The following is a 23,903-nucleotide window of genomic DNA, read 5'->3' on the forward strand; positions in this document are numbered from 1 at the left end:
CGGACCCCTCACCCTCCGGAGGCTTCAGCAGCCCGGAGAGTCGCGACGCCCGCAGCAGTGATCCTCCTCGCGTCGACCGCGTCCGACCACTCTCGGCGGAAAGCGGAACTCCGAATCACATAAGAGAACGAAAGAAGGACTCCTCATGATTCAACCCGACACCGAAGCACGGAACGGTATGAAGTCACGGGGGCATCTCGCCCCCTCCTCCTTCCTCGGTCTCGGTCTGGCGCTCGCCCTGGGTTCCTGTTCATCGATGCCGGTGGAGCGGGAGCAGGACGTGACCGCCCGGGCACTCCTCGACCACACGACCGGCGAGATCGTGCTGCCTCTCGATGAGTACGACCCTTTCGACTCGGACAGCGTGGGGCTCCTCGTCGACCGCGCTTTCGACATCAGCACAGCGAAGTGCATGAGTCGACGAGGTCTGCAGTACACGGCTGCTGCCGTCGAAGAGGACCCCCAGCACGGGACCGGTGATCGAACGTACGGACTGTGGGACGAGGACCGAGCTCGCGCATACTGCTACGGCTACGCACCCTCCATAGTCGACGCTGCGAAGAAAGCCGACGCGCAGGCCGGAGGACCCGGCTGGGAGTCGGCGGTCGATGACTGCTCGACCGACGAAGACGACGAACTCGCTGCACTGATCCCGACGAACGAGGAGTCGGTCGATTCGCTCGTCGCCCGCATCCGGACCGATTCGTACAACGCGGCCGCATCGGATGCCGGATGGCAGAATGCTCGGGACGAATGGTCGCAGTGCCTTCGAAGCCTCGGCCTGTCTCCGCGTACGAGTGGCGGCGGCTGGAACTCGGAACAGGGTGAGGGACTCGTCATCAGCATAAGACCGGACGGCTCTTCTCCTGACAGAGAGGAGGAGATACGCGTCGCATCGCTTGAGGCGCAGTGCAACACCGAAACCGGACTCTCGCAGATCCTCAGCGATCTCGAGGCGTCGTACCAGGCGCCACTCATCAAGCAGAACCAGGCCGCACTGAACCGGATCAAGACACGGAACCAGGACCGGCTCGCCGGGCTTCGAGCCTACGTAGCCGCACATGGCTGACGCGACGACAACACTCCGACGGTTCCGGCATCCCTGGCGGATCGCCGTCCTCGCAGCAGTACTGACCCTCGCATCAGGCGCGTCGTTCGCTGCTGGACTGTCCGTTCACGCGCCCGAGCGGGACGCCCTTGTCTCGACACAGGAGCGGATCGAGGTGACGGCGATGGTCGAGCGGCGGGTCGTCGACTCCCGCTCCTCCTTCCCGGGAACGATCGTCGAGAGCCCTGCGGTTCCGGTCATCGCCCGATCACTGCCCGGTGTTCCTGTCGTCACTCGCCAGGCACTGACCACGGGCGAGCCTGTGTCCTCGGGCGACCTGGTCGCGCTCGTCGCCGGCGTGCCCTACTTCGTTCTGACCGGGCCGCTGCCGCTCTACCGGGATCTTCGCGCCGACGACCGAGGGGACGACGTCATTGCTCTGCAGCGCGCCCTGAACACGACGGGCGCCGATATCGAGGAGAGCGGATCGATCGACTGGGCCACGCTCGACGCTGTGAGTGGCCTCTTCGACGAACACGACCTCGTCCTCCCGGAGGCCGTCGCTTCGGATGGGAAGAAGACGTCGTTCATTCCCGCGAACCAGATCCTCGGCACCGGTTCCGCTGAGGGCACTGTCGTGTCGGCAGCCGGGGTGGGAACGGTGCTCGGTTCAGACACGCCGCTCATCAGCATCCGCACCGGACCGAAGACGATCAATCTCCGCGCCGACGTCGCGACTGCGGCGCGATTCACCGTCGGCGCCTCGATGACGGCTCGAGCTGGTATCCAGGACCTTCCGGTGACAGTAGCGTCCATCGGCGCGTTCAGTGATGCCGGCGAAGGCAGGCTGGCTGGACGTGATGTCGTCCTGGCCTGCACCGAACCGGCTCTCGCCGATCTCGGCCCGGGGACCTCGGTCTCCGTGCTCAGCGGCGGCGTCGATGAGGAAGCATTGGCCGTGCCGCTGATCGCTGTCCGGCGCGATGCAGAGGGCGACTACGTGCAACGCCGCTCCGACGGCGCCCCTGCTCCGGAACGCGTGCCGATCACGGTGCAGCGCTCCGGCGGCGGCTGGGCTGCTGTGGCGGACGGGGAGCTCGAGGTCGGCGACCCCGTGCTGCTGTCGTGAGTGATCCGGTTCCCCTGCTCAGCCTGCGCGACGTCTCTCGCACCTTCGGCAGATCTTCGACAGGAGGCGTGCGCGGGATCACCTTCGACGTCCGCCGCGGCGAGTTCGTCGCCGTCGTCGGCCCATCGGGGGCAGGCAAGAGCACGCTCCTCGACATCCTGGGTCTCCTCGATCGTCCCACCGACGGCAGCTACCTGATCGATGGCGTCGCCACGAACGAACTCCGCGAGGGGCGTCGCAACATCCTCCGCTCCCGTCTCATCGGATTCGTCTTCCAGTCGTCGTTCGTCCTCGGTCATCAGAGCGTGGGAGAGAACGCGGCGACCGGGCTGCGGATCCAGGGCCGTCCGCTGAAAGACCGCCGTCGTTTGACCTCGAACGCGCTCGCTTCGGTCGGCATCGGCCACCGTGCGGACCTCGACGCGCGTCTTCTCTCCGGTGGCGAGCGCCAGCGGCTGGCTATCGCCCGGGCCGTCGCGACGAGACCTGACCTCATCCTCGCCGACGAGCCGACGGGCAACCTCGACTCGGCCAACGGCGAGAGCGTGCTCGATCAGCTGCTGGACCTGAACGCGACCGGGACCACCGTGGTACTCATCACCCACGATCCGACCATCGCAGCCAGAGCGGAGCGCCGCATCCGGATCGCCGACGGTCGCGTCATCGAGGACACGGGAGCGAGACCGACCAGCGCGCTGCCCTCCCCGCCTCCTCGACCGGAGACGGCCCCGCGCCGCTCCTTCATCACATCCGCGGCGGACGTGCTCGGCGACTCCCTCGGCGCCCTCGCCGCTCGCCCGCTCCGCACAGCCCTCCTCGTCCTCGCGTTCGCGCTCGGAGTCGGTGGTCTCATCGCCGCGCTCGGAGTCAGCGAGAGCGCCTCGGCGCAGGTCTCGGAGCGGCTCACAGCTGCCGCGCTGGACGAGGTCCGCGTCACCGTGCCGGGCGGCGCGGAACTCCTGGCTGCTGAGGACGGGCGCCTCGATTCCTGGCTCGCCGCGACCAGAGCGCTGCCTCATGTGGTCGACGCCGGCTTCGTCGCGCAGACCGGAGCGGAGGCCGCGCGCATCCGGCGCCTCGCCTCGACCGACCCGGAGCCGGCCGCACCGCTGCAGCTGATCAGCGCGGACCCCACGTACCTCCGCCTGGTCGGCGCCTCTGCCGTCGGACCCGACACCCGGGGTCTTCTCGCGACCCCCGGAGCCGACGCCGTTGCGCTGCTCGGGTCGGGCGCGGCCTCGACCCTTGCCGCCGCCGCCCCGGGACCCGGCTCCACCGTCGAGGTCCTCGGCATCCGGGCCGCCGTAGCGGGCACCCTCATCGCGGGCGAGCGGGCGCCCGGAATCGACGGATCGGTCGTCGTCTCCCGGGACATCCTGGCGCGAGCACCGTCCGTCGCCGTCACCATCCTCGTCCGGACCGATCCCGGCTTCCCCGCTCCGCTCGCCGAGGCGCTTCCCCTGGCGCTCGACCCGGGCGATCCAGGGCGCTTCACCGTCGAGACGGTCGCCGATCTGCGGGCCCTCCGCTACGGCGTCGCGACCGACCTCGGCGCGCTCATCGGCTTGATCGGGGTCGTGCTCCTCGTCTTGGCGACCATCAGCGCCTCGACGACGATGTACGTGTCCGTCCAGGCTCGAGCGGCCGAGATCGCTTTGAGGCGAGCGATCGGAGCGAGCCGCGGTGCGGTCGCACGACTGTTCGTCGGCGAGGGGCTTGTGGTCGGAGTCATCGGCGGTGTGACGGGCGCCGTCCTCGGTACCGCCGCGACGCTGGCCACCGCCGCGGTGCAGGGATGGTCGCCGCTGCTGCCGCCCGCTCTCACTCCGCTGAGCATCGCGCTCGGAGCCGTGACCGGAGTCGTGAGCGCGATCGTGCCCGCGTGGGCGGCGGGGCGGCAGGAGCCTGCGAGCGCGCTCCGCGCCTGACGCCGAGACGGCCCGCTCCCCGCCGAGGCGCCGCCGTCAGGGCGGTGTCTCGGCAGGGGCGGGCCGTCTCGGTGTCAGCGGCGCGAGCGCGTCAGCGGCGCGCGCGTCAGCGGCGCCCGCGTCAGCGGCGCGAGCGCGTCAGCAGGTGCGCGCCGGGTAGGCCGCGGTCAGGGCGCCCGCGGTGAGCGAGGCGGCCGGGATCGAGGTCTGACGGGTGGTGAAGGCGGCCGAGGCGCTGGCGCCGGGGGCGGCGGTCAGGGTCTGCGAGGCGCCGAACGGCGAGCGGATGACGACCGAGAGGGGCGTCGTGCCCGTGTTCTTCACCACTCCGGTGAGGACCACCTTGCCGGCGACGCAGCGGGTGGAAGCGGTGAGCGTCGAGGTCGGTGCCGTCACCACCACGGTCGCGGTGACCGTGACGGCCGTGGAGCTCGAGAGCCGGCGGTCGGCGGCGTTGTAGGCCGTCGATCCGTTCGCGCCCACCCACTGGTTGTCGTTCGCACCGATCGTGCGGACGACTCCGGTGACGGAGTAGCGGCCGGGCGTCGTCGCCACCGCGGAGGTGTTCCAGGTGACCGGCTGCGAGGCCGTGCCGCGGTTGTAGGCCAGCACGACGTCGGCGCGGGCGGGCAGAGCCGCCGCGGCGTCGGCGCCGGAGGCGACCGTCACCTCGCCGAGGTCCGAGCGGACCGCGGAGGCGGCGTCGGCCGACCGGACCTCGGCGTACTGCCCCGCGGTCAGCGAGACGATGCCGCCGTGCTTGGTCGACGAGGCGAGCGAGAAGCCCGGATCGGTGAGCTGGGTCCAGCCTGCGTCGAGGTCGTTCGTCACCATCGGCTTGTAGCCGGTCGCGGGGATCACGTCGACGTAGAGGTACCAGGTGTCCTCGCCGTGGTCCTTGAACACAGCGGGCCCCTCGACCCCTCCGGCGTTGCCGCCCGACCAGACCGCGCCGATCCGCGACTGGATCTGCGTCCACGCGGTCGTCGGCAGCCACCAGGTCGCCGAGGTGGTCGACTCCATGTAGATGCCCTTGCCGGTGCCGTTGTCCTTCGAGATCCGGTAGGTCGTGCCGGAGTCCTGGATCAGCGTGGTGTCGATCGTGTCGGCCCCGGTGTCGATGAAGGTGCCGCCGTACGAGTAGGTGGCCTGTGTGAAGTCCGTGGTCGCTCCCCAGAGCACGCGGGAGGATCCGGTGCCCGGCGTGTGCGCCGCGTTCGGGTAGACCGTCGAGGACCAGTAGACGACGAAGGCGCCCTTGCCGGGTCCCGCGTAGTCCGGCACCCAGGTGGCCTCGGGAGCCCACATCATGCCGGCTTCGAGCTTCTTCGTCCCCGCAGCGTCGAGCGCTACGTCGAACTGGCGGACGTCGCTCCACGACACGAGGTCGCTCGACTCCCAGACGTTCATCTTCGTGCTGCCCTTGGTGGTCCAGTAGCACCAGGTGTCGCAGCCGCTCGGGCCCCGGTCGCCGCCGAAGACGCGGAGGTCCGTGGCGATGATGTAGTACTTCTTCGTGTCGGGGTTGTAGGTCAGGTACGGGTCGCGCACGCCGGTGGTGCCGAGGTCGGAGGCCAGGATCGGCTTCGCGCCGTTGAGAGGGTCCCACTTCTCCGGGTCGTCGCCGCGGGAGACGTCGAGGTAGATCTTCTCGGCGTAGCCCTCGGAGTCCTCGACGAAGTGGACCATCATGTAGCCGTAGGGGGTGTCGACGCCGACCTGCGGCTCGACGGTCACGGCGATCGAGCGGGTCTGCACGATTCCGCGGATCGAGGCCGTCGCGGTGAGCGTCGAGGTACGCGCGGCCTGGCCCACGGCGGGGCGGTCGGCGCTGAGGGTGCGGCCGTCGGCCGAGACGCGCAGGGTCGGGTCACTGGAGGACCAGGTCACCGCTCCCCCGTAGTCGGGCAGGTTCGTGGTCGAGTCGTCGACGGTGAGCGGGGCGACCCCGGCCAGCACGGCGGCGGCGATCGGGGAGAAGGTGGAGGCGTGCGGCTTCGCGTCGACACTCGACACGGCCACCACCTCCGCCCCGGAGAGCGCGCGGTCGTAGACGCGGAACGCCGAGACCTCGCCGGTGTAGAACGGGTCGGGGTACGGTGCGCGGCCGATCGTGTTCAGCGACTGGTCGGCCACCGACGAGGGGCGGAGCGCCGTGGGCGCCGAGGCGACCTGGACGCCGTCGACGAAGAACGAGATCGTGCCGGCGCTCCCGTCGATCACCGAGGTGAGGCTGTACCAGCGGTCGGCGGTGAGAGCGGAGGCGCTGCGGGCGTTGTTCTCGCCGTTCCCTCCACTGGTCGTGATCGCGGTGCGCACCCGGTCGCGGACGGACGCGAACCAGTACTGGTTCGTGCTGTCACTGCCGATGTTCCACAGGAAGTGGAAGTTCGAGAGCATCGACGCGTCGGCGCGGGTCTCGATCGTCACGGTGGCCGACGAGCGGCCGGTCAGCAGATTCGCGGGCAGCTGCACCCAGGGGGCGGTGGTGCTGCTCTTGGGGCCGCCGGTGAGGCGGAGCGACGTGCCGGTCCAGAGCGCGTCGGTCGCGTTGCGGACGGTGGCGGCTCCCACGCCTCCGCTCACGGTGTTCGGGACCGTGCTGCCGGTGGTCTGCGTGAACCGGTAGTCGGCGAGGAGGCCCTGCTGCGGGATGACGGCGTCGGCCGCCTGCGCGGCCGGAGCCGGTGCGACGAGGCCCGAGAGCAGCACTGCTCCGAGGCCGAGCGCGGCGAGCGCTGCGCGCAGCGGCGCTCGCCGCGCGGGTGTGGTGGTGGGGGGCATGGTGCTCCTTCAGTGGAGTGGTGCGGTTCGGGGGGAGGGGCTCGGGGTGCGGTGCCGTGCTGGTCGAGCAGCGCCGTCAGGGGCGGGTCGAGACCTGTGCGCGGAACGCAGGGGTCTCGATACGCCGCTGCGCGGCTGCTCGACCGGCATGGAGGGGGTCAGTCACAGGTGAGGGCGGGGTGGGTCGCGGTGACGGTCGCGGTGCGGCCGGCGTCGTCGGTGCCCGCGACGGCGACCGTCGTGGATCCGGCCGGCACGCTCGTCCGACGGATCGTCACGGCGCTCGAGGTGCTCGCTCCGCCGGCGACCGCGGTCGCCCGCTTCGCCGTCGTGCCGGTGCCGACCGTGACGTCGACGGGCAGGTCGTCCGCGTTCCTCACGACCGTGGTGACGACGACCTTGCCGGCGACGCAGCGCGCGGCCGAGGTCGCCACCGGCTGCAGCGGAACCGTCGACGCCGGGGCGCCGAGCGAGAGGCGGAAGCGCTGGCAGTCGTTGTTCAGGACGCTCCACTGCCCGATCCGCGTGCCGTTCTGCGCCGAGCAGTTCGAGAGGTCGAGCGCCTTGCCGCTGTGCGCGGCCCGCAGTTCGACGGTGCCGTCGTTGCCCGGGCGGAGGCGCCAGCTGCTGCCCGTGACGCCGCACGCGCCCTGGGCGACGGTCGCGCCGTCGGCGGTGGAGCCTCCGGTGACCGCGAGGCACTCGGCGGCGGCCGAGACGGGGTGCATCTCGAGCGCTCCGTCGGCGGCGGAGCCGAAGGTGACGCGCTGGCAGGGCGAGCCGAGCCAGTCCTGCTGCTGGAGCAGGGCGCCGTCGGCCGTGGAGCAGTTCGGCAGGTCGAAGGACTTGCCGGTCACAAAGGACGTGACGGCGACAGGCCCGGCGGGACGCAGCACCCACTCCTGAGCCGCGGCGGAGGTGGCGGCCGCCTGGCGGACGGTCGAGCCGGACGCCTCCAGCAGCTTGCCGCTGGTGCGGTTCGTCAGGGTCGAGTAGCCGCCGGTGGCCGGGGCGACCGTCCACTGCTGGCAGCTCGTGGTGAGCCACGCGGACTGCTGGAGACCGGCGGTGCCGGTGGCGCAGCCGACCGGTCCGAGCGCCTTGCCGCTCGACGCGTTCATCACGCGGAGGGTGCCCTCGCCGGTCGCGTCGAGCATCCAGTTCGCGCGCGGAGTCGAGCAGGAGCCCTGCACGACGCCCGCGCCGTCGCCGCTCTGCGCGGAGGAGACGGTGGCGCAGAGGCCGGTGCTGCGGCTGACGAGCTGCCACGGGGCGCCCTCGACGCGAGCGGTGATCGGGGCGTTCTCGCCGCTGGGGACGGGGATGCGGGCCGCGGTGCCGAGCGGAGCGCCGAAGTCGGGCTCGCCGGTCGCGGTCCACTCGACGAGGTGCGCGCGGGCCGAGCGCTGACGGCCGCAGCCGTCGTTCGGGCCGGGGTTCGCGTGGTACAGGTTCCAGATCTCGGTGCCGTCGGGCGAGTCGAAGAAGTCGTTGTGGCCGGTGCCGTACTCGCCGTTCGCCTTCGAGAAGACGGGTCCGTCGCTCTTGGTCCAGGAGGAGGCGAGCACCGGGTCGCCGGTGCCGTCGTACTCGAGGGTGCCCAGCTGGTAGTCCTCGGTGCCGCAGAAGCTCGCCGAGTAGACGATCCAGGTGCGGCCGTCCTTCTGCAGCGGGATCGGGCCCTCGTTGACGGGCATGCCGATGGTCTCCCACGGCTCGACCGGCTCCGAGAGGACGTTGCCGGTGCTGGTCGCGGTCCACGGGTCCGACATCCGGGCGATGTAGTTGCTCTGGAGGCCGTTCCCGGGCTGGAACTCCGACCAGGTCATGAAGAGCTCGCCGTTCAGCTCCAGGTACGCGCCGTCGATGTTCCACCGGTCGGTCGGCACCGGGCGCCCCTTGTAGGTGTACGGGCCCATCGGGTCGTCCCCGGCACTCTCGATCACCTGCAGGTGCTGGCCGTCGAAGTTCCCCGCGGTCCCCATCGTGTACATGAGGTACCAGCGCCAGCCGTTCGGACCCTGGAGCCGCTGCAGCTCGGGCGCCCACATGTTGGCGTTCCGGCCGGGGTTCGTGTCGGTGTACACGGTGGTCGGGGCAGTGGTGCCGAGCCCCGCGAGAGTGGGCGCCTTCCGCATCACGACGCGGTTGTCCCAGGTCGTCGCGACCATGTAGTAGTTGCCGTCGTGGAACTCGATCGTCGGGTCGGCGGTGTCCGGCGCGATCGGGTTCGTGAAGGTCGGCTCGCCGAGGGCGACGGCCGGCGAGGCAGCGGTGAAGGGCAGGGCCACGACCGCGGCGAGCAGGATCAGCAGTCCGGCCGTGAGCCGGCGCCGGAGCCCCGCGGGTCGGGGGCGCTCTACGTCGGCGAGCGTCGGTGCGGTCGTCATCGTGACTCCATCGTCAGGGGGCGGCGTGGGGCCCGGAGGCGCACCGTGAGCGGCGCGCCCCCGGGGGCGAAGGGGCTCCGGAGAGGCGCCGGAGGACGCCACGGAGAGAAGCCCGGTGGACCTCGGAGAAGGACTGGCCGTGCCTCGCAGGATCCGGCGCGACCTCCACTTCGAGATCTCCGACGCCGCCCGCTACACGATTTGTTCACGGTAACAGGGCGTTTGTGCAAACTCAACGGTCCCCGTGAGCGGGGGTGACATCGCCTCACGCCGCCCGCGGACCCCCGGTCGCGTTCACAACTCAGGAACGATTCGCGGCGCCCCGCGGAACGGCGCGGGCTGGGAGAGCCGGATCGGACGTTCTTCCTCCTTCATGAACAGCACCGCCGCCTCGAGCCGCCGCCCCGCACCCCCGCCGCCGGTGTCAAGAGGGGAGAGACGAACCGCACCGCTCGCCTAAGGTGCCGGGATGCCCCGCACCCGGACGCCCCGCGCCGCCCTCGCCTGGCGGGAGGCGGTCACCGGCTCGCGCCTGATGCTCGCGCTCAAGACGGCGCTGGCGGTCGGCATCGCCTGGGCCGTCGCGCCGCTCGCTCCCGGAGTCGCGGAGCAGTACCCGTACTACGCGCCGCTCGGCGCCCTCGTCAGCATGTACCCGACGCTGATGGGCTCGGTCCGCACCGGGCTGCAGACCCTGCTCGGACTCGCGGCCGGCATCGGCCTCGCGGCTCTCGTGATCGTCACCGTCGGCCCGACCTGGTGGACGATCCCACTCGTGGTCGGGATCGGCGTGGTCCTCTCGGGGACGGGCTGGTTCGGCGCGGGCCGCGAGTACGTGCCGATGGCGGCGCTGTTCGTCCTGATCATCGGCGGAGCCGACGCCGAGGACTACTCCCTCGGCTACCTCGTGCAGATGGCCGTGGGCGTGGTGGTGGGGCTGCTGGTGAACGTGGTCGTCGCCCCCGGGCTCACCGTCGAGGCGGCGTCCGCCCGGATCGACGCGTTCCAGCGCGAGCTCGCGGAGCACCTGCGCCAACTGGCCGCCGCGCTCGAGGAGACGTGGCCGCCCGAGCACGAGGCGTGGGCGCGCAACGGCGAGGAGCTGGCCCGGACGGCGGAGGAGGTCCGCGCGGCCCTCGCGGACGCGGACGAGAGCCGCAAGGGCAACCCGCGCGCGCTGCTGCACCGCCGCGACTCCCGGCCCGACCACCTCCGCCTCGCGACGCTCGACGCGATCCTCTTCCACGTCCGCGACCTCAGCGGCGCCCTCGCGGACACCATCTGGGAGCGCCCGGGCGCGCTCCCGTTCGATCCGGCGCTCGGCCCACCGCTGAGCGAGGCCTGCCGAGCGGTCGCCGACGCGATCGACCGCGACGACGCCGGCTCCCCCGCCGCGCACCGGGCGATCGGAGGCGCGGCCCGCGCGATCCGGCACCTCGTGCAGGTCGTCGACGAGCGGACCGCCGCGACCTCCCGGACCCTCGGGCCCGGCGTCCTCGCGGCGATGCACCTCCGCCGCGTCCTGGTGCGCCTCCAGCACGACGGCGCGGAGCCGCAGGAGGCGTGAGCTCCAGCTCCGGTGCTGTCTCACTGCTATGGCGCAGGGACATCAGGAGGACGGGCAGGGCGTGCAGCAGACGACGACGGGCTCCCGTGATCGCGCAACGCGGACCCCGCATCAGCGGACGACGACGCCCGCTGGAGGCGTCCGCCGACCTCAGCCCGGGTCGGCCGGCAGCGTCCCGAGCGTCTTCGCGTAGCAGCGCGAGTTCGGCTCGTCGCCCCAGTAGCCGTAGCCCGCGATCGGCTCGTAGCCGGCGCTCGCGTAGAGGGCCATCGCCTCCGGCTGCTCCGTGCCGGTGACCAGGCGGAGCAGCTCCACGCGCTCGCGCGCCGCCAGCCGCTCGACGCCGGCGAGCAGCACCCGGCTGAGCCCGCGGCCCCGCGCGGGGCTCACCACGAACATCCGCTTGATCTCGCCGATGCCGTCCTCGACCGCGAGCGCCACGCAGCCGACGAGCCCGCCGTCGATCTCGAGCAGCAGGGTCGGGGCGTCCGCCGGAGGACGCGGACCGGTGTCGTCGCCGCCGTAGCGGGCGAGGAGGTCGGCCTCCTGCAGGGCGAAGAGGGCCGTGGCGGCCGGGTCTCCGGCCGTGGTCTCGATCAGGCGGTGCACGGCACGATGCTACGGCGCGGCGGCGAGCCCCGCGCCGATCCCGGTCAGCTGCTCCAGCACGACCCGCACGGCCGAGCGCTCCAGCGTCTCGGGCCGGGCGAGGCAGTCGATGTGGCGGCCGAGCCCCGGGATCCCGAGCGGCCGGAGGACCACCTCCGGCGTGCGCCGCAGGTCGGTCGTGTACCGCGGCAGCAGCGCGACGCCGTCGCTCGCCGCGACCACCGCGGCCGCGACCAGGAAGTCGTTGATCCGGTGCGGGATGCGCGCGTCGCCGCCCGCGAGGACCGCGATGGCGTCGATGGCCCGCTCCAGGGGGAAGCCCTCGTGCACCGCCACCCACTCCTCGTCGCGGAGATCGGCGGGGCGGACGACGTCCGCCGCGGCGAGCGGATGGTCGCGGCGGAGAGCGAGATCGAGCGGCTCGAAGAGGAGGGGCGTCGACCGCACGGTCCCTGGCCACTCGGCGCTGCCGGCGAGCCGGTGCGCGATCACCAGGTCGTGGTCCGCGGTCAGCCCGGCGAAGGCGCTCTGCGCCACGTCGAAGTCGGCGAGCGCGACGCCCGGCCGGCCCGGTGCTCGCAGCGCCTCCAGCAGCGGGCCGAACATCGCCAGCCCCGCGCTGTGGAAGGCGGCGACCGAGACCGTCCCGCTCGGCTCCCCCTCGAAGTCCGCGACCGCGCGGGCCGCCCGCTCGAGCGCCACCTCGACCTCGACCACCGCCGCGGCGAGAGCGCGACCGGCGGGGGTCAGCGCGGTCCGGCGCCCGTCGCGGAAGGTCAGCGCCGCCGGCGTGCGGCGCTGCAGCGCGCTGATCTGCTGCGAGACGGAGGAGGGCGACACTCTCATCGCGGCGGCCACGGCGGCGATGCTCCCGCGCTCTCCGAGCTCCCGAAGCGCTCTGAGCTGTCCGAGTTCCATGAGTTCCAACTTACGCGTCGGCGAAGAAGACGCCGTCTTGTCCTGCGGGTCTCCCTGCCGCCACCATGAGCCGTGCGCGCTCTCCTCTCCCACTTCCGGGTCGACCTCCTCCTGCTCGTGGTCGCCGCCTCCTGGGGCTCGACGTACTTCGCGGCGAAAGAGCTCGTCACCGAATCGAGCGTGATGGCGCTGCTCGGCTCCCGGATGACCCTCGCCGCTCTCTGCCTGGCCGTGATCGTCGCGGCACGGCGGCACCGGATCACCGCGGCGGAGTGGCGGGTCGGCGTCACCATCGGCGCCCTGCTCGCGACGATCTTCGCGCTCGAGACCTACGGCATCGCCGGCACCTCCGCCACCAACGCGGGCCTCATCATCAGCCTGACGATCGTGATCACGCCGATCCTCGACTCCGCCGTCTCGAAGCGCCGGCTCCCGGGCCGCTTCCTGCTCGCGTGCCTCGTCGCGGTCGTCGGAGTCGCGCTGCTCGCGGGCAACGGCGCCCTCCGCCCGCTCTCCCCCGGCGATCTGCTGATCCTCGGCGCCGCCGTCGTGCGGGCCGTGCACGTCACGTCGATGCACCGCCTCTCGGCCCGGGCGCCGATGGACTCCCTCCGCCTGACCACGGTGCAGCTCGGCACCTGCGCCGTCGTGTTCAGCGCCGCGTCGCTCGTCGTCGGCGTGCCGATGCCCGAGTACGTCGCGGGGCTCGACCCCGTGGGCGCCGGGCTGTTCCTCTACCTCGTCCTGGTCTGCACCGTGTTCGGCTTCCTCGTGCAGACCTGGGCGGTCCGCCGCACCTCCCCCTCCCGGGTCAGCCTGCTGCTGGGCACCGAGCCCGTGTGGGCGGCGGTCGTCGGAGTCGCGCTCGCCCGCGACCCGATCGCGCCGATCGGCTTCCTCGGCATCGCGCTGATCCTGGCGGGCACGGCCTGGGGCCGCTCGATCGAGCAGCGGACGTCGGCCGCGGCGGCCTCCGAGGTGCCGGTCGCCGCCGCCCCGGAAGCACTCCTCGTGCGGGCGCCGGAGGACGGGCAGGCGCCCCTCGGGCGGACGCCGGAGGACGGGCGGCCCCGTCCCGTCGAGCGGTAGCCGGGTCAAGGGACTCGCGCGCGGCGCCCCGATGTGCGGGAATCGGGTCGGGAGGCGTCCGCCGCGGGCGCCGCCGGAGGAGGATCCATGTCGCTCAGCGTGCTGTTCATCGGCGGGACGGGCATCATCAGCGCCGCCTGCGTCCGCGAGGCGCTGCGGCTCGGCCACGACGTGACCGTGCTGAACCGGGGGCGGACGTCGCTCCGCCCGCTGCCCGAGGGCGTCCGCGAGGTGCAGGCCGACGGCCGCGACCCCGACTCCGTCACCACCGCGCTCGGCGACCGGAGCTTCGACGCGGTGATCGACTTCGTCGCCTTCACCCCCGACCACGTCCAGCAGGACGTCGACCTCTTCACCGGCCGCACCGGCCAGTACGTCTTCATCAGCTCGGCCTCGGCCTACCAGAAGCCGCCGCGGAGCCTGCCCGTCACCGAGTCGACGCCGCTGCGGAATCCCTTCTGGGGCTACTCGCAGGACAAGATCGCCTGCGAGGACCTCCTCGTCGCCGAGTACCGCCGCAGCGGCTTCCCGGTCACGATCGTCCGCCCCTCGCACACCTACGACCGCACCGCGCTGCCCGTCGACGGAGGCTGGACCGTCGTCGACCGGATGCGCCGCGGCCAGGAGGTGGTCGTCCTCGGCGACGGCACCTCGCTGTGGACGCTCACGCACGCCGACGACGTCGCCGTCGGCCTGGTCGGGCTCCTCGGCGCCTCCGCCGCGATCGGCGAGGCCTTCCACATCACCGGCGACGAGACGCCGACCTGGGACGAGATCCACCGCTGCCTCGCCGCGGCGGCCGGAGTCGAGCCGCGCCTCGTGCACGTCGCCTCCGACGCGATCGCCGCGGCCGACCCCGAGCTCGGTGCCGGGATCATCGGCGACAAGGCGCACTCGATGGTGTTCGACAACGCGAAGATCCGCCGCCTCGTCCCGGCCTACTCCCCCTCGGTGCGCTTCAGCGACGGCGCCCGCGAGATCGTGGAGTGGTACGACGCCGACGAGTCGCGCCGCGTGGTCGACGAGCGGATGAACGGCCTCTTCGACGCGCTGATCGAGCGGTACCGGCCGCGACCGCTCTAGCCGGCGGGCTCGGACGGATCGGTGGTGCCGGGCGCGGCGGGCGCCTTCGCCGGATCGGACGCGCCGGGCGACTCCGACGCAACGGGCGACTCCGACGCGGCAGGCGCCTCCGACCCGCCGTCGGGACCGCTGCCGTCCGGTGCCGCGATCGGCTCGAGCCGCACCAGGAACCCGCCCGGCACGCCCGGCTGCAGCTCCTGGTACTCGGACGGCACGCGGGAGGAGCCCTCGCCGACCGCGGCCACGGTGAAGGCGTCGTCGGTGCGCGTCCCCGCGAGGAAGACGGTGTAGATAGCCGTGCCGTCCTCGGTCGTGCGCTTCCCGCCCGCGGCGCCGACCCACCGGTGCCCGCCCGGATCGGCGGTCGCCGTCTCGCCGAGGGTCGCGTCGATCGCGGCCGGGTCGACGCCCTCGGTGCGGATCCCGTCCTGGCACTCGCGCCAGATGCCCGTGAATCCGGGGTCGGGGTCGGAGTAGCAGAACATCATCGTGCCGTCGGGCGCGACGTGCAGATCGCCGTAGCCGCCGACGACCGGGCCGGAGACAGGAGCGGTCGAGGGCCCCCTGGTCGGCCCGGGACCGGGCTGCGGCGTGCACCCCGCGATCGCGAGGACGAGCACCGCCACCGCTCCCGCTCGCCACCTCATGTGCGCAACCTACTGGAGCCGCGCCCCCGCCCGTCCGCGTGCCGAGCCGGGAGTCCGCCGGGAGCCGGCGCGCCCTCAGGCCAGTCGGCGGCCGCTGAAGCGGTCGACGGGGGCGTCGTGCCGCATCGCCCGCTCGTACATCCGCCGGAACGGCGCCGTGAGCACGCCGTTCGTGCGGTCCAGCGAGTCCTGCCACGCCACGATCTCCCCCAGCTGCGCGGCGAGATCCGCGCGGAGGGCCGCCTCGTCGACGGTCGTCGAGACACCCTTCGAGACGACGACCCGGCCCGCGACGATCACGGTGTCGATCGACGAGCCGTTCTCGGAGTAGACGAGCTGGTTCTCGAGCCGCTGACGCGGAGTGAAGTTCAGCGTCTCCAGGTCGTAGACGACGAGGTCGGCCTGCTTGCCGACCTCGATGCTGCCGGTGACGTCGTCGAGCACGGCGCTGCGCGCGCCTCCGATCGTGCCGGCCGTGAGGACCTCGGACACGGTCGGCCAGGTGGCGATGTCCGGATCCGTGACCTTGTGCAGGAGCGCCGCGGCCTTCACGACGTCGAGCATGCGCGGCGAGTCGCTGCTCGAGCAGCCGTCGGTCCCGAGGCCGAGGTTCACGCCCGCGTCGTGCAGCGCGCGCCACGGGGCGATGCCCGAGCCGAGCTTGAGGTTCGAGATCGGGTTGTGGGAGACGGACGTGCCCGCGGCCGCGATCCGCTCCATGTCGGAGTCGGTGAGCCAGATCCCGTGGGCGAAGGTCGTGTTCGGGGAGAGCGCGCCGATCCGCTCCATGTACTCGACCAGGGTCGAGCCGTAGGCCAGCTCGCCGGTCACCAGCTGCGTCTTCGTCTCGAGGACGTGGATGTGGCACTCCGCCCCGTGCTCGAGCGCCAGCTCGGTCGCACCGACCAGCAGCTCGGGCCCGCAGCGCTGAGGAGCGGACGGGGCGACCATGTAGCGCAGCCGCCCGCCTCCCCTCCCGTGCTGGGTCGCGAAGGCCTCGCGGCTGAAGGCGAGGTAGCCCTCCGTCGTCGGGCGCGACGCCGACCGCGCCTGGTCGAGAATCTCCGCGGGCACGTACTCCTCGAGGAACGGCATGGTCTCGTGGAAGGGCCTGCTGATCACGTGGCCCGAGATGTTGGCACGGACGCCGATCTCGTCGTACGCGTCGAAGACGGCGGCGAGCTGCTCCGCGTCCTGGTCCGGGTTCTCGAGCACGTCGTCGACCAGGGTCGTGACCCCGGCCTTCAGCGATTCGAGGGCGAAGAGCGACGAGCGCAGCCGCACCAGATCCGGAGCGACGCGGCTGTTCCCGAGGATCGGATACGACAGCAGCATCCACAGCTCGAGCGGCAGGTTGTCGTAGCGGCCCTTGTAGAGGTACTCCCACGAGTGGGTGTGGGCGTTGACGAAGCCGGGGACGACCAGGCGGTCGCGCCCGTCGATCACCTCGTCGCCCGGCTCGGGGACGAGGCCCGGGCCGATCGCGACGATCAGCTCGTCGACGATGCGGATGCTCGCCGTGATCGGGACGGCGCCCGAGACCGGGTCCATGGTGATCACGGCGGCGTCGGAGAGGAAGAGGGGCATGGCGGTTCCGTTCGTGGTGCGGGGTGGGACGGGGCGGGCCGGCTCGCGGACGGGGGCCGGCCCGCGGAGGGACTCGGGCTCAGCCGCGGACGGGCTCGGGCTGCGCGGCGACCGGCGCGGCCGACTCCCGGCGCTCGACCCAGGCGGGAGCGTCCCGGCCGAGCAGGAGATAGGCGATGCCGGCCGAGACTCCGCCCGCGAGCCACGAGACGTCGACGCCGCCGAGGGCGGTCGCGGCCGGACCCTGCAGGGCGGGCACCGAGCCGTTCATGAACAGCCAGGTCAGGGTCGCGCCGATCGCGAAGGAGAGCAGCGCCCGCCAGCGGACGTCCGGCAGCAGAGGCGAGCCGACCGGCGCGAACAGGTGCCCGAAGGAGCGGACGCGCGACTCGAACACCGTGTAGTGCACCAGCACGATCGCGCCCCACGGGGCGACCCAGCCGACGAGGCCGACCAGCCACGCGTCGAGCGTGGTGGCGAGGTCGTCCTGGAAGACGAAGAACACCGCGGCCGCGAAGGCCAGCACGCCGACGATGAGGCTGAGCGCACGGCGCCCGAGCCGGATGTCGAGGGCCTGGGTCGCCATGCCGAACGAGTAGATGTTCAGGACGTTGGTCGCGATCGGACCGTGCACCACCAGGAGCAGCACGGGGATCGCGAGGGCGCCGAAGTTCTCGACGATCAGCTCCCCGGGGTCCACGGAGCCGTTCTTCGTCGCGAGGGTCGCGCCGAGGACGCCGAGCCAGACCACCGGGATGAACTGGCCGAGGACGCTGGCGAGGTAGAGCCTGCGCTTCGAGGAGCGGGGCCCGACGAAGCGGGAGTAGTCGCCGGCGTAGGCGAGCCAGGTGAGGCCCCAGCCGATGCCGATGGCGGTCATCACGATGGACATGGCCGCGATGCGGTCGCCTCCGGTGAGCGCGCCCTCCGCGGGGCCGGCGTAGGACCAGTCGATGTCGAGGAAGAACCAGGCGACGACCGACATGATCGCCAGCACCAGGAGGGTCGGCGGGACGGTCCAGCGCTCGAAGGCGGCGATCGCGCGGTAGCCGAGGAAGGAGATCGCGACCTGCACCGCCATGATCACCGCCGCCACCGCGATCTTCCAGCCGACGTTCGCCTGCTCCGGATCGACGACGCCGACGGAGCCGAGGAGCGCGATGACCAGGTCGAGGACGATCCAGGTGTTGATGGCGCACCAGCCGATCACGACCACGGCCTGGATCGCGGCCGGGACGTAGTTGCCGCGCCGGCCGAAGACCGCCCGTCCCACGAGCATCCCGGTCGCCCCCGTCCGCTGGCCGAGGAGGACGAAGAAGCCGAACACCGCCATCCCGACGACGTTGCCGAGCACGAGGACGGTGACGGTGTCCGCCAGGCCGAGGCCCATGTTCACGCCGAGGGCGCCGAGCACCCAGTTGATGGGGGCGATGTTGGCGCCGGCCCAGATCCAGAACTGCCCGTCGAGCCGGGCGGTGCGTCGGGAGTCGGGCAGGGGACTCAGCGCGTCCTCGGCGTCGGCGGTGCCGTGCAGGGTGTCGGTGCTCATGGCGGATCCTCTCGGGGAGGGGGATGAAGGGGAGGGCGGGGCGCCCGGTGAGGCTCCACTCTCGTGCGGACCCGTTTCGGGCGGCGCGTCCGCGTGTAAATTCGCCGTGACGTGAGAGGACGTTCTGTATGGCCTACCTGCTGTCGGACGCGATGCGGGATCCGCGCCTCGCCGCCATGCTCCCGGTGGTGGCCGCGGGGCATGCGGCCGCCGAGCGCGCCGTGATCCGCTGGGCGCACACGAGCGAGCAGCTCGACATCGCGCCCCTCCTCCTCGGGGGCGAGCTGCTCCTGATGGAGGGCGCGCTCCTCTCGACCGACCAGGACCCGGCGGAGTGCCGCGAGTACGTGCGGTCGCTGGTCGACGCGGGAGTCGGCGCCCTCGCTCTCGAGCTCTCGCCGCGCCTGCCCGCGGTGCCGCCGCCGATCGTCGCGGCGGCCGACGAGCTCGGCCTGCCCGTGCTCGCCCTGCCCCGGCGCGTCCCCTTCGTGCAGGTCTGCGAGAGCATCAACACCCACCTCACCGAGCAGAAGTTCCGGAGCATCCGGCTGGCGGACAGAGTGTCCGGCCTGCTGGCCGACGCCGCCTCCGGGGACGCCGGCGTCGACGAGCTCCTGCAGGTCGTGGCCACCGCGACGGGCGCCTCCGCCTCGCTCGTCTCGCTCACGGGCGAGGAGATCGCCCGCGCCTCGCCCGGGCCGGAGGCCGACACGGAGCCGACGGCCGGGACCTTCTCGAACGTGCTGCACGCGGGCGAGTCCCTCCTGGGGACCCTGCACCTGCGGGCCCACGCCGACGCCGACCTCCACGCCGTCGCCGTCGCGCTCGACCGGGCGCCGGACGTCCTCGCGATCGCCGTGCTCCGGCACCGTCCGCCGTCGGTCACCGAGCGGCTGACCGCTCAGCTCTTCGCGATCGCCACCGCCGATCGGTCGCGCGCGGACCCGGCGGCCGACCTCCAGATCGACGCCTTCCTCGGCCGCCTCGGCGCCGGATCCCGGGAGCGCTACCTCGGCGTCCGGGCCGACACCGGTCACGACGACCGGCGGCTCCGCGCTCTCCTCCGCCTCCTGACGGGCGCGGGAGCGGATCCCGGCCCGGTGCTCTGCGTGGTCGGCTCCGAGTTGCTGGCGCTACTGCCGTTCGCCACCGCCGCCGCGATGGAGGCCGGCCGCGCGGAGCTCCTGCGCCTCGGCGCGGCGCTCGACTCGGACGCGCTGCTCTGCGTCGGCAGCGGGCTCGGCGGGCAGGAGCGGGTGCCTCGGGAGCTGGCGGAGGTGCGCGGCGCGCGCGAGTGGGCGCCCGCGGGCGGAGTCGTCGACTCGCGCCAGTACCGGCTGGAGCGGTTCGCGAGCTCCCTGCAGGACGATCGGGAGGCGGACGACCTCGTCGAGGAGGTGCTCGGGCCCCTGCGCGCCCAGCGCGGCGAGCTGCTCACCACTCTCGAGGCCTACGCGTCGCTGTGGGGGAGCAAGACGGCGACGGCGGCCGCGCTCGGCATCGGCCGGCAGACCCTCTACGACCGCCTCGCGCGGATCGAGGAGCTGATCGGCCCGCTCGACTCGTCGCCGGCCCGCGCCCGGGTCGTCATGACCGCCGTCTTCCTGCACCGGGCGCGAGCGGCGCTCCCGGCGAGCCCTCCTCCGGTCGGGCGGGCGTTCCCGCCTCCCGCCGAACGCTGACGCGACCGGACCGCGTCGGGTCGGGTCAGGCGGGCAGCAGCTCCGCGACGAGCGCCTGCACGCGGGCCCTGATGTCGTCGCGGATCGAGCGGACCTCCTCGAGGGGTCGGCCCTTCGGGTCGGCGAGGTCCCAGTCCTCGTAGCGCTTGCCGGGGAAGACGGGGCAGACGTCGCCGCAGCCCATCGTGATCACGACGTCGGAGGCCTGGACCTGCTCGGTGGTCATCAGCTGCGGGACGGCCTGCGAGATGTCGATGCCCTCCTCCGCCATCGCCTCGATCGCGATCGGATTGATGCTGTCGCCGGGCTCGGAGCCGCCGGAGCGGACCTCGACGGCGCCGCCGGAGAGCGCGCGGAGGTAGCCGGCGGCCATCTGCGAGCGGCCGGCGTTGTGGATGCAGACGAAGAGGACGGTGGGGGCGGCCATCGGGGCTCCTGGTGTCGAGGGGGCGGTGCTCGGAGGAGCACGGGGCGAGGGTAGCGGACCCGGGCGAACGGCCCGCGGGCCCGCGGAGCCGGAGGAGACTCCGACGAACGGGTCGGGAATATACCCCCCGGGGGTATGTTGCACTCCCCTGGACCGAACCGGAGGAGACACCATGACCGACCACGCCCACCACCACCCGACCACCTGGCGCGCCGCCGCCCTCGCGACCCTGCACTGCCTGACCGGCTGCGCGATCGGCGAGGTGCTCGGCATGGTGATCGGCTCCGCCCTGGGGCTGCCCGCCCTGGCGACGGTCGCCCTCTCGATCGTCCTCGCATTCGTGTTCGGCTACGCGCTCACGCTGCGGGGCGTGCTCCGCTCCGGAGTGACGTGGCGCGCTGCCGTCGGCATCGCGCTGGCGGCCGACACCGTCTCGATCGCCGTGATGGAGGTCGTCGACAACACGGTGGTGCTCGCGATCCCCGGAGCGATGGACGCGGGCCTCTCGTCCGGCCTCTTCTGGGGCTCGCTCGCCGGCGCCCTCGCCCTGGCCTTCGTCGTCACGACCCCGGTGAACCGCCTGCTCATCGCCCGCGGCCGAGGCCACGCGGTCGTCCACAGCATGCACGGCTGAGCCGCGCGGGTCTCGGTACGCCGCCTGCGGCGGCTGCTCGACCAGCAGGAGGCGCACGCCGATCGAGCAGCGGGCGTCTCGAGATCCCGCGGCCGTCAGCCCTGCAGGCGGCGGTAGTGGCGGTTGCGGACCGAGAGGATCGCGCCTCCGATGACCGCCGCGAGGAACGACCCGGCCAGGACGCCGACCTTCACGTGGTCGTCGGACTCGCTGCCCGCGCCGAAGGACAGCTCGCCGACGAGCAGCGACACCGTGAATCCGATGCCGGCCACGAACGCCATGCCGATGACGTCCACCCAGCGCAGCGACGGATCCAGGCCGATGCCGCGGAACCGGGTCAGGAGGAAGGTGCTCCCGGCGATGCCGAGCGGCTTGCCGAGCACGAGGCCCGCGATGATGCCCACGGCGATCGAGTCCTGGAACGAGTCGACCAGGCCCGCGACTCCGCCGACCGTCACTCCGGCCGAGAAGAACGCGAAGACCGGCACCGCGACCGCGGTCGAGAGGACGCTCCAGCGGTCGGCGAAGTGCGCGGCGAGGCCGTCGTAGACGGGGCGCCCCTCCGCATCCGACCCCACCTGCACCCGGGCGCGCCTCGACGCGACGACCGGCACGGTGAAACCGAGCAGCACGCCCGCGACGGTGGCATGGATGCCCGAGGCGTGCACGAGCGCCCAGGTCGCCACTCCGAGCGGGATCAGCACCCACCAGGCGCGCACGCCGCGCTGCACGCAGACCGCGAAGACCGTCAGCGGCACGAGGGCGAGAAGGAGCATCAGCACGTCGATGCCGGCGGTGTAGAACACGGCGATGATCGTGATCGCGATGAGGTCGTCCACCACGGCGAGCGTGAGGAGGAACGTCCGCAGCGCCGACGGGAGGAAGCGGCCGACCACGGCGATCACCGCGACCGCGAAGGCGATGTCGGTGGCGGCGGGGATCGCCCAGCCGTCCAGCGCGGCTCCTCCGCGGGGCAGGTTCACCGCGGTGAAGATCAGGGCGGGGACGGCCACGCCGCCGACGGCTGCGACGATCGGCACCAGCGCGGTCTTCGGGTCGCGGAGCTTGCCGGCGACGAACTCCTCCTTGAGCTCCAGTCCGACGACGAAGAAGAAGATCGCGAGCAGGCCGTCGGCCGCCCACGACCCGACGCTCAGCTCGAGGTGCAGGGCCTCGGGGCCGAAGCGGAAGTCGCGGACCGCGCTGTAGAGCGCGGACGCGGGGCTGTTGGCGACGATCAGGGCCAGGAGGGTCGCGGTGAGCAGGAACGCTCCGCCGACCGTGTCCTTCTGGAGGGTCTGGCGGAGACCCCGCCAGATCGAGTGGGGGGCCTGATCGGCGGGCAGGGGCTGGTGCGGCATGAGGGGTTCCGTCCGGAGGAGTGGGTGAGCGCGGGGACGCGGCCGCGGGCTCCGGAGGAGGGGCGGTCGCGGGTCAGCCGCGCGGCGGCGGGCAGCCGGCGATCTCGCCGTGCGCGTTCGTCCCCCACGAGCTGAGCCATCCGTTCGTCCCCGAGGCGCGCTTGGTCAGCAGCAGCCGGGTCGGGTACGCCGCGGCGGCGCGCGCGCGAGCGCGGCTCAGCGGAGGAAGGGTCAGGGGCACGGCTCAACGGTACCTTCCGGGCCCGGGAGACGGCCGGTCCCGTCCACGATTCAGGGAGGATGCGCGATCCGGGCCGCGGATGCGCGTGTTCTCGTCGGCCGGAGCAGCCGCGACCCCTGCACGCTCCCTCCGGCACCGATACCCCTACCCGTGGATCCGCCGCAGGCGCATCGTGGAGGAATGAAGCAGATCCAGTACGCCGGCGCGACCTTCCAGGTGGGGGACGCGGTCGCCGACGCACTCGTCTCCTACGCCTCCGGGCTCGCCGCGCACGGCCGCACCGACAGCGTCGAGCTCCCCGTCCTCGCCGGCGACGGCCACGCGACGGTCGTGACGCTGCTGCTCAACTCCGCGACCAGCCTCGTCGTCTCCGGCGCCGCCGGCCTCCTCCCCGGGCTCGACGAGAAGGCCGTCGCCGCCGACCTCCGCCAGCGGACGCAGTGGCTGGACGCCGTCCCGGCGGTCACCGCCGTGGAGCCGAGCGCCCCGGAGGACCTGATCTGGCTCGAGTTCCCGGAGGTCGCGGCCCTGATGGAACCCGAGACCGGCGCCCACTCCCCCGCGACCCTCCACCTCGTCGAGCGCCCGTCGCGGCGCGACTCCCTCGTCTTCACCGTCGTCTACGTCAGCACGCTCGACCGCGACCTGGGCTCCGGCGAGATCCGCCGGCTGCTCGAGACGAGCCGCCGCAACAACGTCGAGCACGGCGTCTCGGGGATGCTCGTCTTCCGCGGCCGCCGCGTGATGCAGCTGCTCGAGGGCGAGGAGTCGGACGTGCGCTCGCTCTACGCGCGGATCCTCGCCGACCCGCGGCACGAGGGCGTGGTCACCGTCTGGACCAGCGTGCACGAGCAGCGCCGCTTCCCGGACTGGTCGATGGGCTTCGACGAGCTCGACCTGCCCGTCGAGCGGCCGGCCTCCTGGCCCGAGCCGGACCTCCCCGAGCAGTCGATCGACGCCGTGGCGGACGACTACCTCCGCCGCCGGTCGGAGGCGCTGCGGAGCGCACTGGTGAGCAGTGACCCCCTCGTCGCGAGCCTCGCCGTCATCCTGCACGGGCACCGCCCCGAGCGCGTCCTCGAGGGCGGCGCCGGAGTGCGCCTGCGCTGCGCCGAGTGCCGCGCCTTCGACGCCCACGACGGGTACGACTCCTACCCCTGCGCGACCGCGAGGACCGCGATCCAGGCGCTCGAGGCGGCCTGACGCCGGCCGGGCGGCCGTGCGGGATCG

Annotated in this window: 19 protein-coding genes; 9 read left to right on the plus strand and 10 right to left on the minus strand. The window is 72.7% G+C overall.

Annotated elements, in window-relative coordinates:
- Positions 1 to 145 precede the first annotated feature (145 nt).
- The 3 genes from C5D08_RS03925 (at position 146) to C5D08_RS03935 (ending at position 4,105) form a co-directional block, all read left to right on the plus strand.
- Complete coding sequence (locus C5D08_RS03925) at positions 146 to 1,069, plus strand: hypothetical protein (protein ID WP_146086137.1); 924 nt, start codon at positions 146 to 148, stop codon at positions 1,067 to 1,069.
- A complete protein-coding gene (locus tag C5D08_RS03930; RefSeq protein WP_146086136.1) occupies positions 1,062 to 2,177 on the plus strand; it encodes a hypothetical protein in 1,116 nt (371 codons plus the stop codon). Before C5D08_RS03925 ends, C5D08_RS03930 begins: the two co-directional genes overlap by 8 nt.
- A 68-nt stretch (positions 2,178 to 2,245) precedes the next feature.
- The gene (locus tag C5D08_RS03935) at positions 2,246 to 4,105 is read left to right on the plus strand and encodes an ATP-binding cassette domain-containing protein (protein ID WP_146082503.1); all 1,860 of its coding nucleotides are present in this window, start codon (positions 2,246 to 2,248) and stop codon (positions 4,103 to 4,105) included.
- Between the two features lie 138 nt (positions 4,106 to 4,243).
- On the opposite strand, the gene C5D08_RS03940 is transcribed toward C5D08_RS03935, so the two are convergent.
- Complete coding sequence (locus C5D08_RS03940) at positions 4,244 to 6,889, minus strand: LamG-like jellyroll fold domain-containing protein (protein ID WP_104275923.1); 2,646 nt, start codon at positions 6,887 to 6,889, stop codon at positions 4,244 to 4,246.
- Between the two features lie 158 nt (positions 6,890 to 7,047).
- Entirely contained in the window at positions 7,048 to 9,279 is a 2,232-nt protein-coding gene (locus C5D08_RS03945; protein ID WP_104275924.1) for a family 43 glycosylhydrolase, read from the minus strand.
- 469 nt (positions 9,280 to 9,748) lie between these two features.
- Here C5D08_RS03945 and C5D08_RS03950 point away from each other — a divergent pair, with 469 nt between their 5' ends.
- Entirely contained in the window at positions 9,749 to 10,846 is a 1,098-nt protein-coding gene (locus C5D08_RS03950) for an aromatic acid exporter family protein (protein WP_104275925.1), read from the plus strand.
- Between the two features lie 150 nt (positions 10,847 to 10,996).
- On the opposite strand, the gene C5D08_RS03955 is transcribed toward C5D08_RS03950, so the two are convergent.
- Positions 10,997 to 11,455 (minus strand): GNAT family N-acetyltransferase, encoded by a 459-nt coding sequence (locus C5D08_RS03955; protein WP_104275926.1) that lies wholly within the window; start codon positions 11,453 to 11,455, stop codon positions 10,997 to 10,999.
- A 9-nt stretch (positions 11,456 to 11,464) separates the two neighbouring features.
- Positions 11,465 to 12,373: a LysR family transcriptional regulator gene (locus tag C5D08_RS03960; protein ID WP_104275927.1), complete on the minus strand. Its 909-nt coding sequence runs from the start codon at positions 12,371 to 12,373 to the stop codon at positions 11,465 to 11,467.
- A 72-nt stretch (positions 12,374 to 12,445) separates the two neighbouring features.
- Between C5D08_RS03960 and C5D08_RS03965 the strand changes: the two genes are divergently transcribed.
- Both C5D08_RS03965 and C5D08_RS03970 read left to right on the plus strand, forming a co-directional pair.
- Positions 12,446 to 13,462 carry a DMT family transporter gene (locus tag C5D08_RS03965; RefSeq protein ID WP_219815148.1) on the plus strand — a complete coding sequence of 339 codons (1,017 nt, stop codon included), beginning with the start codon at positions 12,446 to 12,448 and terminating at the stop codon, positions 13,460 to 13,462.
- A gap of 87 nt (positions 13,463 to 13,549) precedes the next feature.
- Complete coding sequence (locus tag C5D08_RS03970) at positions 13,550 to 14,545, plus strand: SDR family oxidoreductase (RefSeq protein WP_104275928.1); 996 nt, start codon at positions 13,550 to 13,552, stop codon at positions 14,543 to 14,545.
- Here C5D08_RS03970 and C5D08_RS03975 read toward each other — a convergent pair.
- The 3 genes from C5D08_RS03975 to C5D08_RS03985 form a co-directional block, all read right to left on the minus strand.
- Positions 14,542 to 15,192 carry a hypothetical protein gene (locus C5D08_RS03975; protein WP_146086135.1) on the minus strand — a complete coding sequence of 217 codons (651 nt, stop codon included), beginning with the start codon at positions 15,190 to 15,192 and terminating at the stop codon, positions 14,542 to 14,544. The genes C5D08_RS03970 and C5D08_RS03975 overlap by 4 nt on opposite strands.
- Positions 15,193 to 15,267: 75 nt before the next feature.
- The gene (locus C5D08_RS03980; RefSeq protein WP_104275930.1) at positions 15,268 to 16,779 is read right to left on the minus strand and encodes an amidohydrolase family protein; all 1,512 of its coding nucleotides are present in this window, start codon (positions 16,777 to 16,779) and stop codon (positions 15,268 to 15,270) included.
- A gap of 79 nt (positions 16,780 to 16,858) precedes the next feature.
- On the minus strand, positions 16,859 to 18,328 hold the full coding sequence (locus C5D08_RS03985) for a cytosine permease (RefSeq protein WP_104275931.1): 1,470 nt from the start codon (positions 18,326 to 18,328) through the stop codon (positions 16,859 to 16,861).
- Between the two features lie 128 nt (positions 18,329 to 18,456).
- Here C5D08_RS03985 and C5D08_RS03990 point away from each other — a divergent pair, with 128 nt between their 5' ends.
- Entirely contained in the window at positions 18,457 to 20,010 is a 1,554-nt protein-coding gene (locus C5D08_RS03990) for a PucR family transcriptional regulator (RefSeq protein ID WP_104275932.1), read from the plus strand.
- Between the two features lie 25 nt (positions 20,011 to 20,035).
- On the opposite strand, the gene C5D08_RS03995 is transcribed toward C5D08_RS03990, so the two are convergent.
- Positions 20,036 to 20,437 carry an arsenate reductase ArsC gene (locus tag C5D08_RS03995; protein ID WP_104222419.1) on the minus strand — a complete coding sequence of 134 codons (402 nt, stop codon included), beginning with the start codon at positions 20,435 to 20,437 and terminating at the stop codon, positions 20,036 to 20,038.
- Between the two features lie 172 nt (positions 20,438 to 20,609).
- On the opposite strand from C5D08_RS03995, the gene C5D08_RS04000 reads away from it, so the two are divergent.
- Positions 20,610 to 21,071 carry a DUF4396 domain-containing protein gene (locus tag C5D08_RS04000; RefSeq protein WP_104275933.1) on the plus strand — a complete coding sequence of 154 codons (462 nt, stop codon included), beginning with the start codon at positions 20,610 to 20,612 and terminating at the stop codon, positions 21,069 to 21,071.
- Positions 21,072 to 21,166: 95 nt separating this feature from the next.
- Here C5D08_RS04000 and nhaA read toward each other — a convergent pair whose 3' ends face one another.
- Both nhaA and C5D08_RS16910 read right to left on the minus strand, forming a co-directional pair.
- Complete coding sequence (nhaA, locus tag C5D08_RS04005) at positions 21,167 to 22,432, minus strand: Na+/H+ antiporter NhaA (protein ID WP_104275934.1); 1,266 nt, start codon at positions 22,430 to 22,432, stop codon at positions 21,167 to 21,169.
- Between the two features lie 73 nt (positions 22,433 to 22,505).
- Positions 22,506 to 22,673 carry a hypothetical protein gene (locus tag C5D08_RS16910; RefSeq protein ID WP_159940701.1) on the minus strand — a complete coding sequence of 56 codons (168 nt, stop codon included), beginning with the start codon at positions 22,671 to 22,673 and terminating at the stop codon, positions 22,506 to 22,508.
- 180 nt (positions 22,674 to 22,853) lie between these two features.
- Here C5D08_RS16910 and C5D08_RS04010 point away from each other — a divergent pair, with 180 nt between their 5' ends.
- Positions 22,854 to 23,876, plus strand: a complete 1,023-nt coding sequence (locus tag C5D08_RS04010; RefSeq protein WP_104275935.1) for a BLUF domain-containing protein — start codon at positions 22,854 to 22,856, stop codon at positions 23,874 to 23,876.
- The last annotated feature ends 27 nt before the right edge of the window (positions 23,877 to 23,903 follow it).

Origin of the sequence: Rathayibacter sp. AY1B6 (assembly GCF_002932755.1) — a bacterium.
Taxonomy (GTDB): Bacteria; Actinomycetota; Actinomycetes; order Actinomycetales; family Microbacteriaceae; genus Rathayibacter.

Excerpts from the sequence above, each read along its gene's own strand:
- C5D08_RS03930 (WP_146086136.1), top strand. The coding sequence starts at position 1,062 with ATGGCTGACGCGACGACAACACTCCGACGGTTCCGGCATCCCTGGCGG.
- C5D08_RS03925 (WP_146086137.1), top strand. The coding sequence starts at position 146 with ATGATTCAACCCGACACCGAAGCACGGAACGGTATGAAGTCACGGGGG.
- C5D08_RS03980 (WP_104275930.1), bottom strand. The coding sequence starts at position 16,779 with ATGCCCCTCTTCCTCTCCGACGCCGCCGTGATCACCATGGACCCGGTC.
- C5D08_RS03975 (WP_146086135.1), bottom strand. The coding sequence starts at position 15,192 with ATGAGGTGGCGAGCGGGAGCGGTGGCGGTGCTCGTCCTCGCGATCGCG.
- nhaA (WP_104275934.1), bottom strand. The coding sequence starts at position 22,432 with ATGCCGCACCAGCCCCTGCCCGCCGATCAGGCCCCCCACTCGATCTGG.
- C5D08_RS03990 (WP_104275932.1), top strand. The coding sequence starts at position 18,457 with ATGGCCTACCTGCTGTCGGACGCGATGCGGGATCCGCGCCTCGCCGCC.
- C5D08_RS03995 (WP_104222419.1), bottom strand. The coding sequence starts at position 20,437 with ATGGCCGCCCCCACCGTCCTCTTCGTCTGCATCCACAACGCCGGCCGC.
- C5D08_RS04000 (WP_104275933.1), top strand. The coding sequence starts at position 20,610 with ATGACCGACCACGCCCACCACCACCCGACCACCTGGCGCGCCGCCGCC.
- C5D08_RS03940 (WP_104275923.1), bottom strand. The coding sequence starts at position 6,889 with ATGCCCCCCACCACCACACCCGCGCGGCGAGCGCCGCTGCGCGCAGCG.
- C5D08_RS03960 (WP_104275927.1), bottom strand. The coding sequence starts at position 12,373 with ATGGAACTCGGACAGCTCAGAGCGCTTCGGGAGCTCGGAGAGCGCGGG.
- C5D08_RS03985 (WP_104275931.1), bottom strand. The coding sequence starts at position 18,328 with ATGAGCACCGACACCCTGCACGGCACCGCCGACGCCGAGGACGCGCTG.
- C5D08_RS03970 (WP_104275928.1), top strand. The coding sequence starts at position 13,550 with ATGTCGCTCAGCGTGCTGTTCATCGGCGGGACGGGCATCATCAGCGCC.
- C5D08_RS03945 (WP_104275924.1), bottom strand. The coding sequence starts at position 9,279 with ATGACGACCGCACCGACGCTCGCCGACGTAGAGCGCCCCCGACCCGCG.
- C5D08_RS03950 (WP_104275925.1), top strand. The coding sequence starts at position 9,749 with ATGCCCCGCACCCGGACGCCCCGCGCCGCCCTCGCCTGGCGGGAGGCG.
- C5D08_RS04010 (WP_104275935.1), top strand. The coding sequence starts at position 22,854 with ATGAAGCAGATCCAGTACGCCGGCGCGACCTTCCAGGTGGGGGACGCG.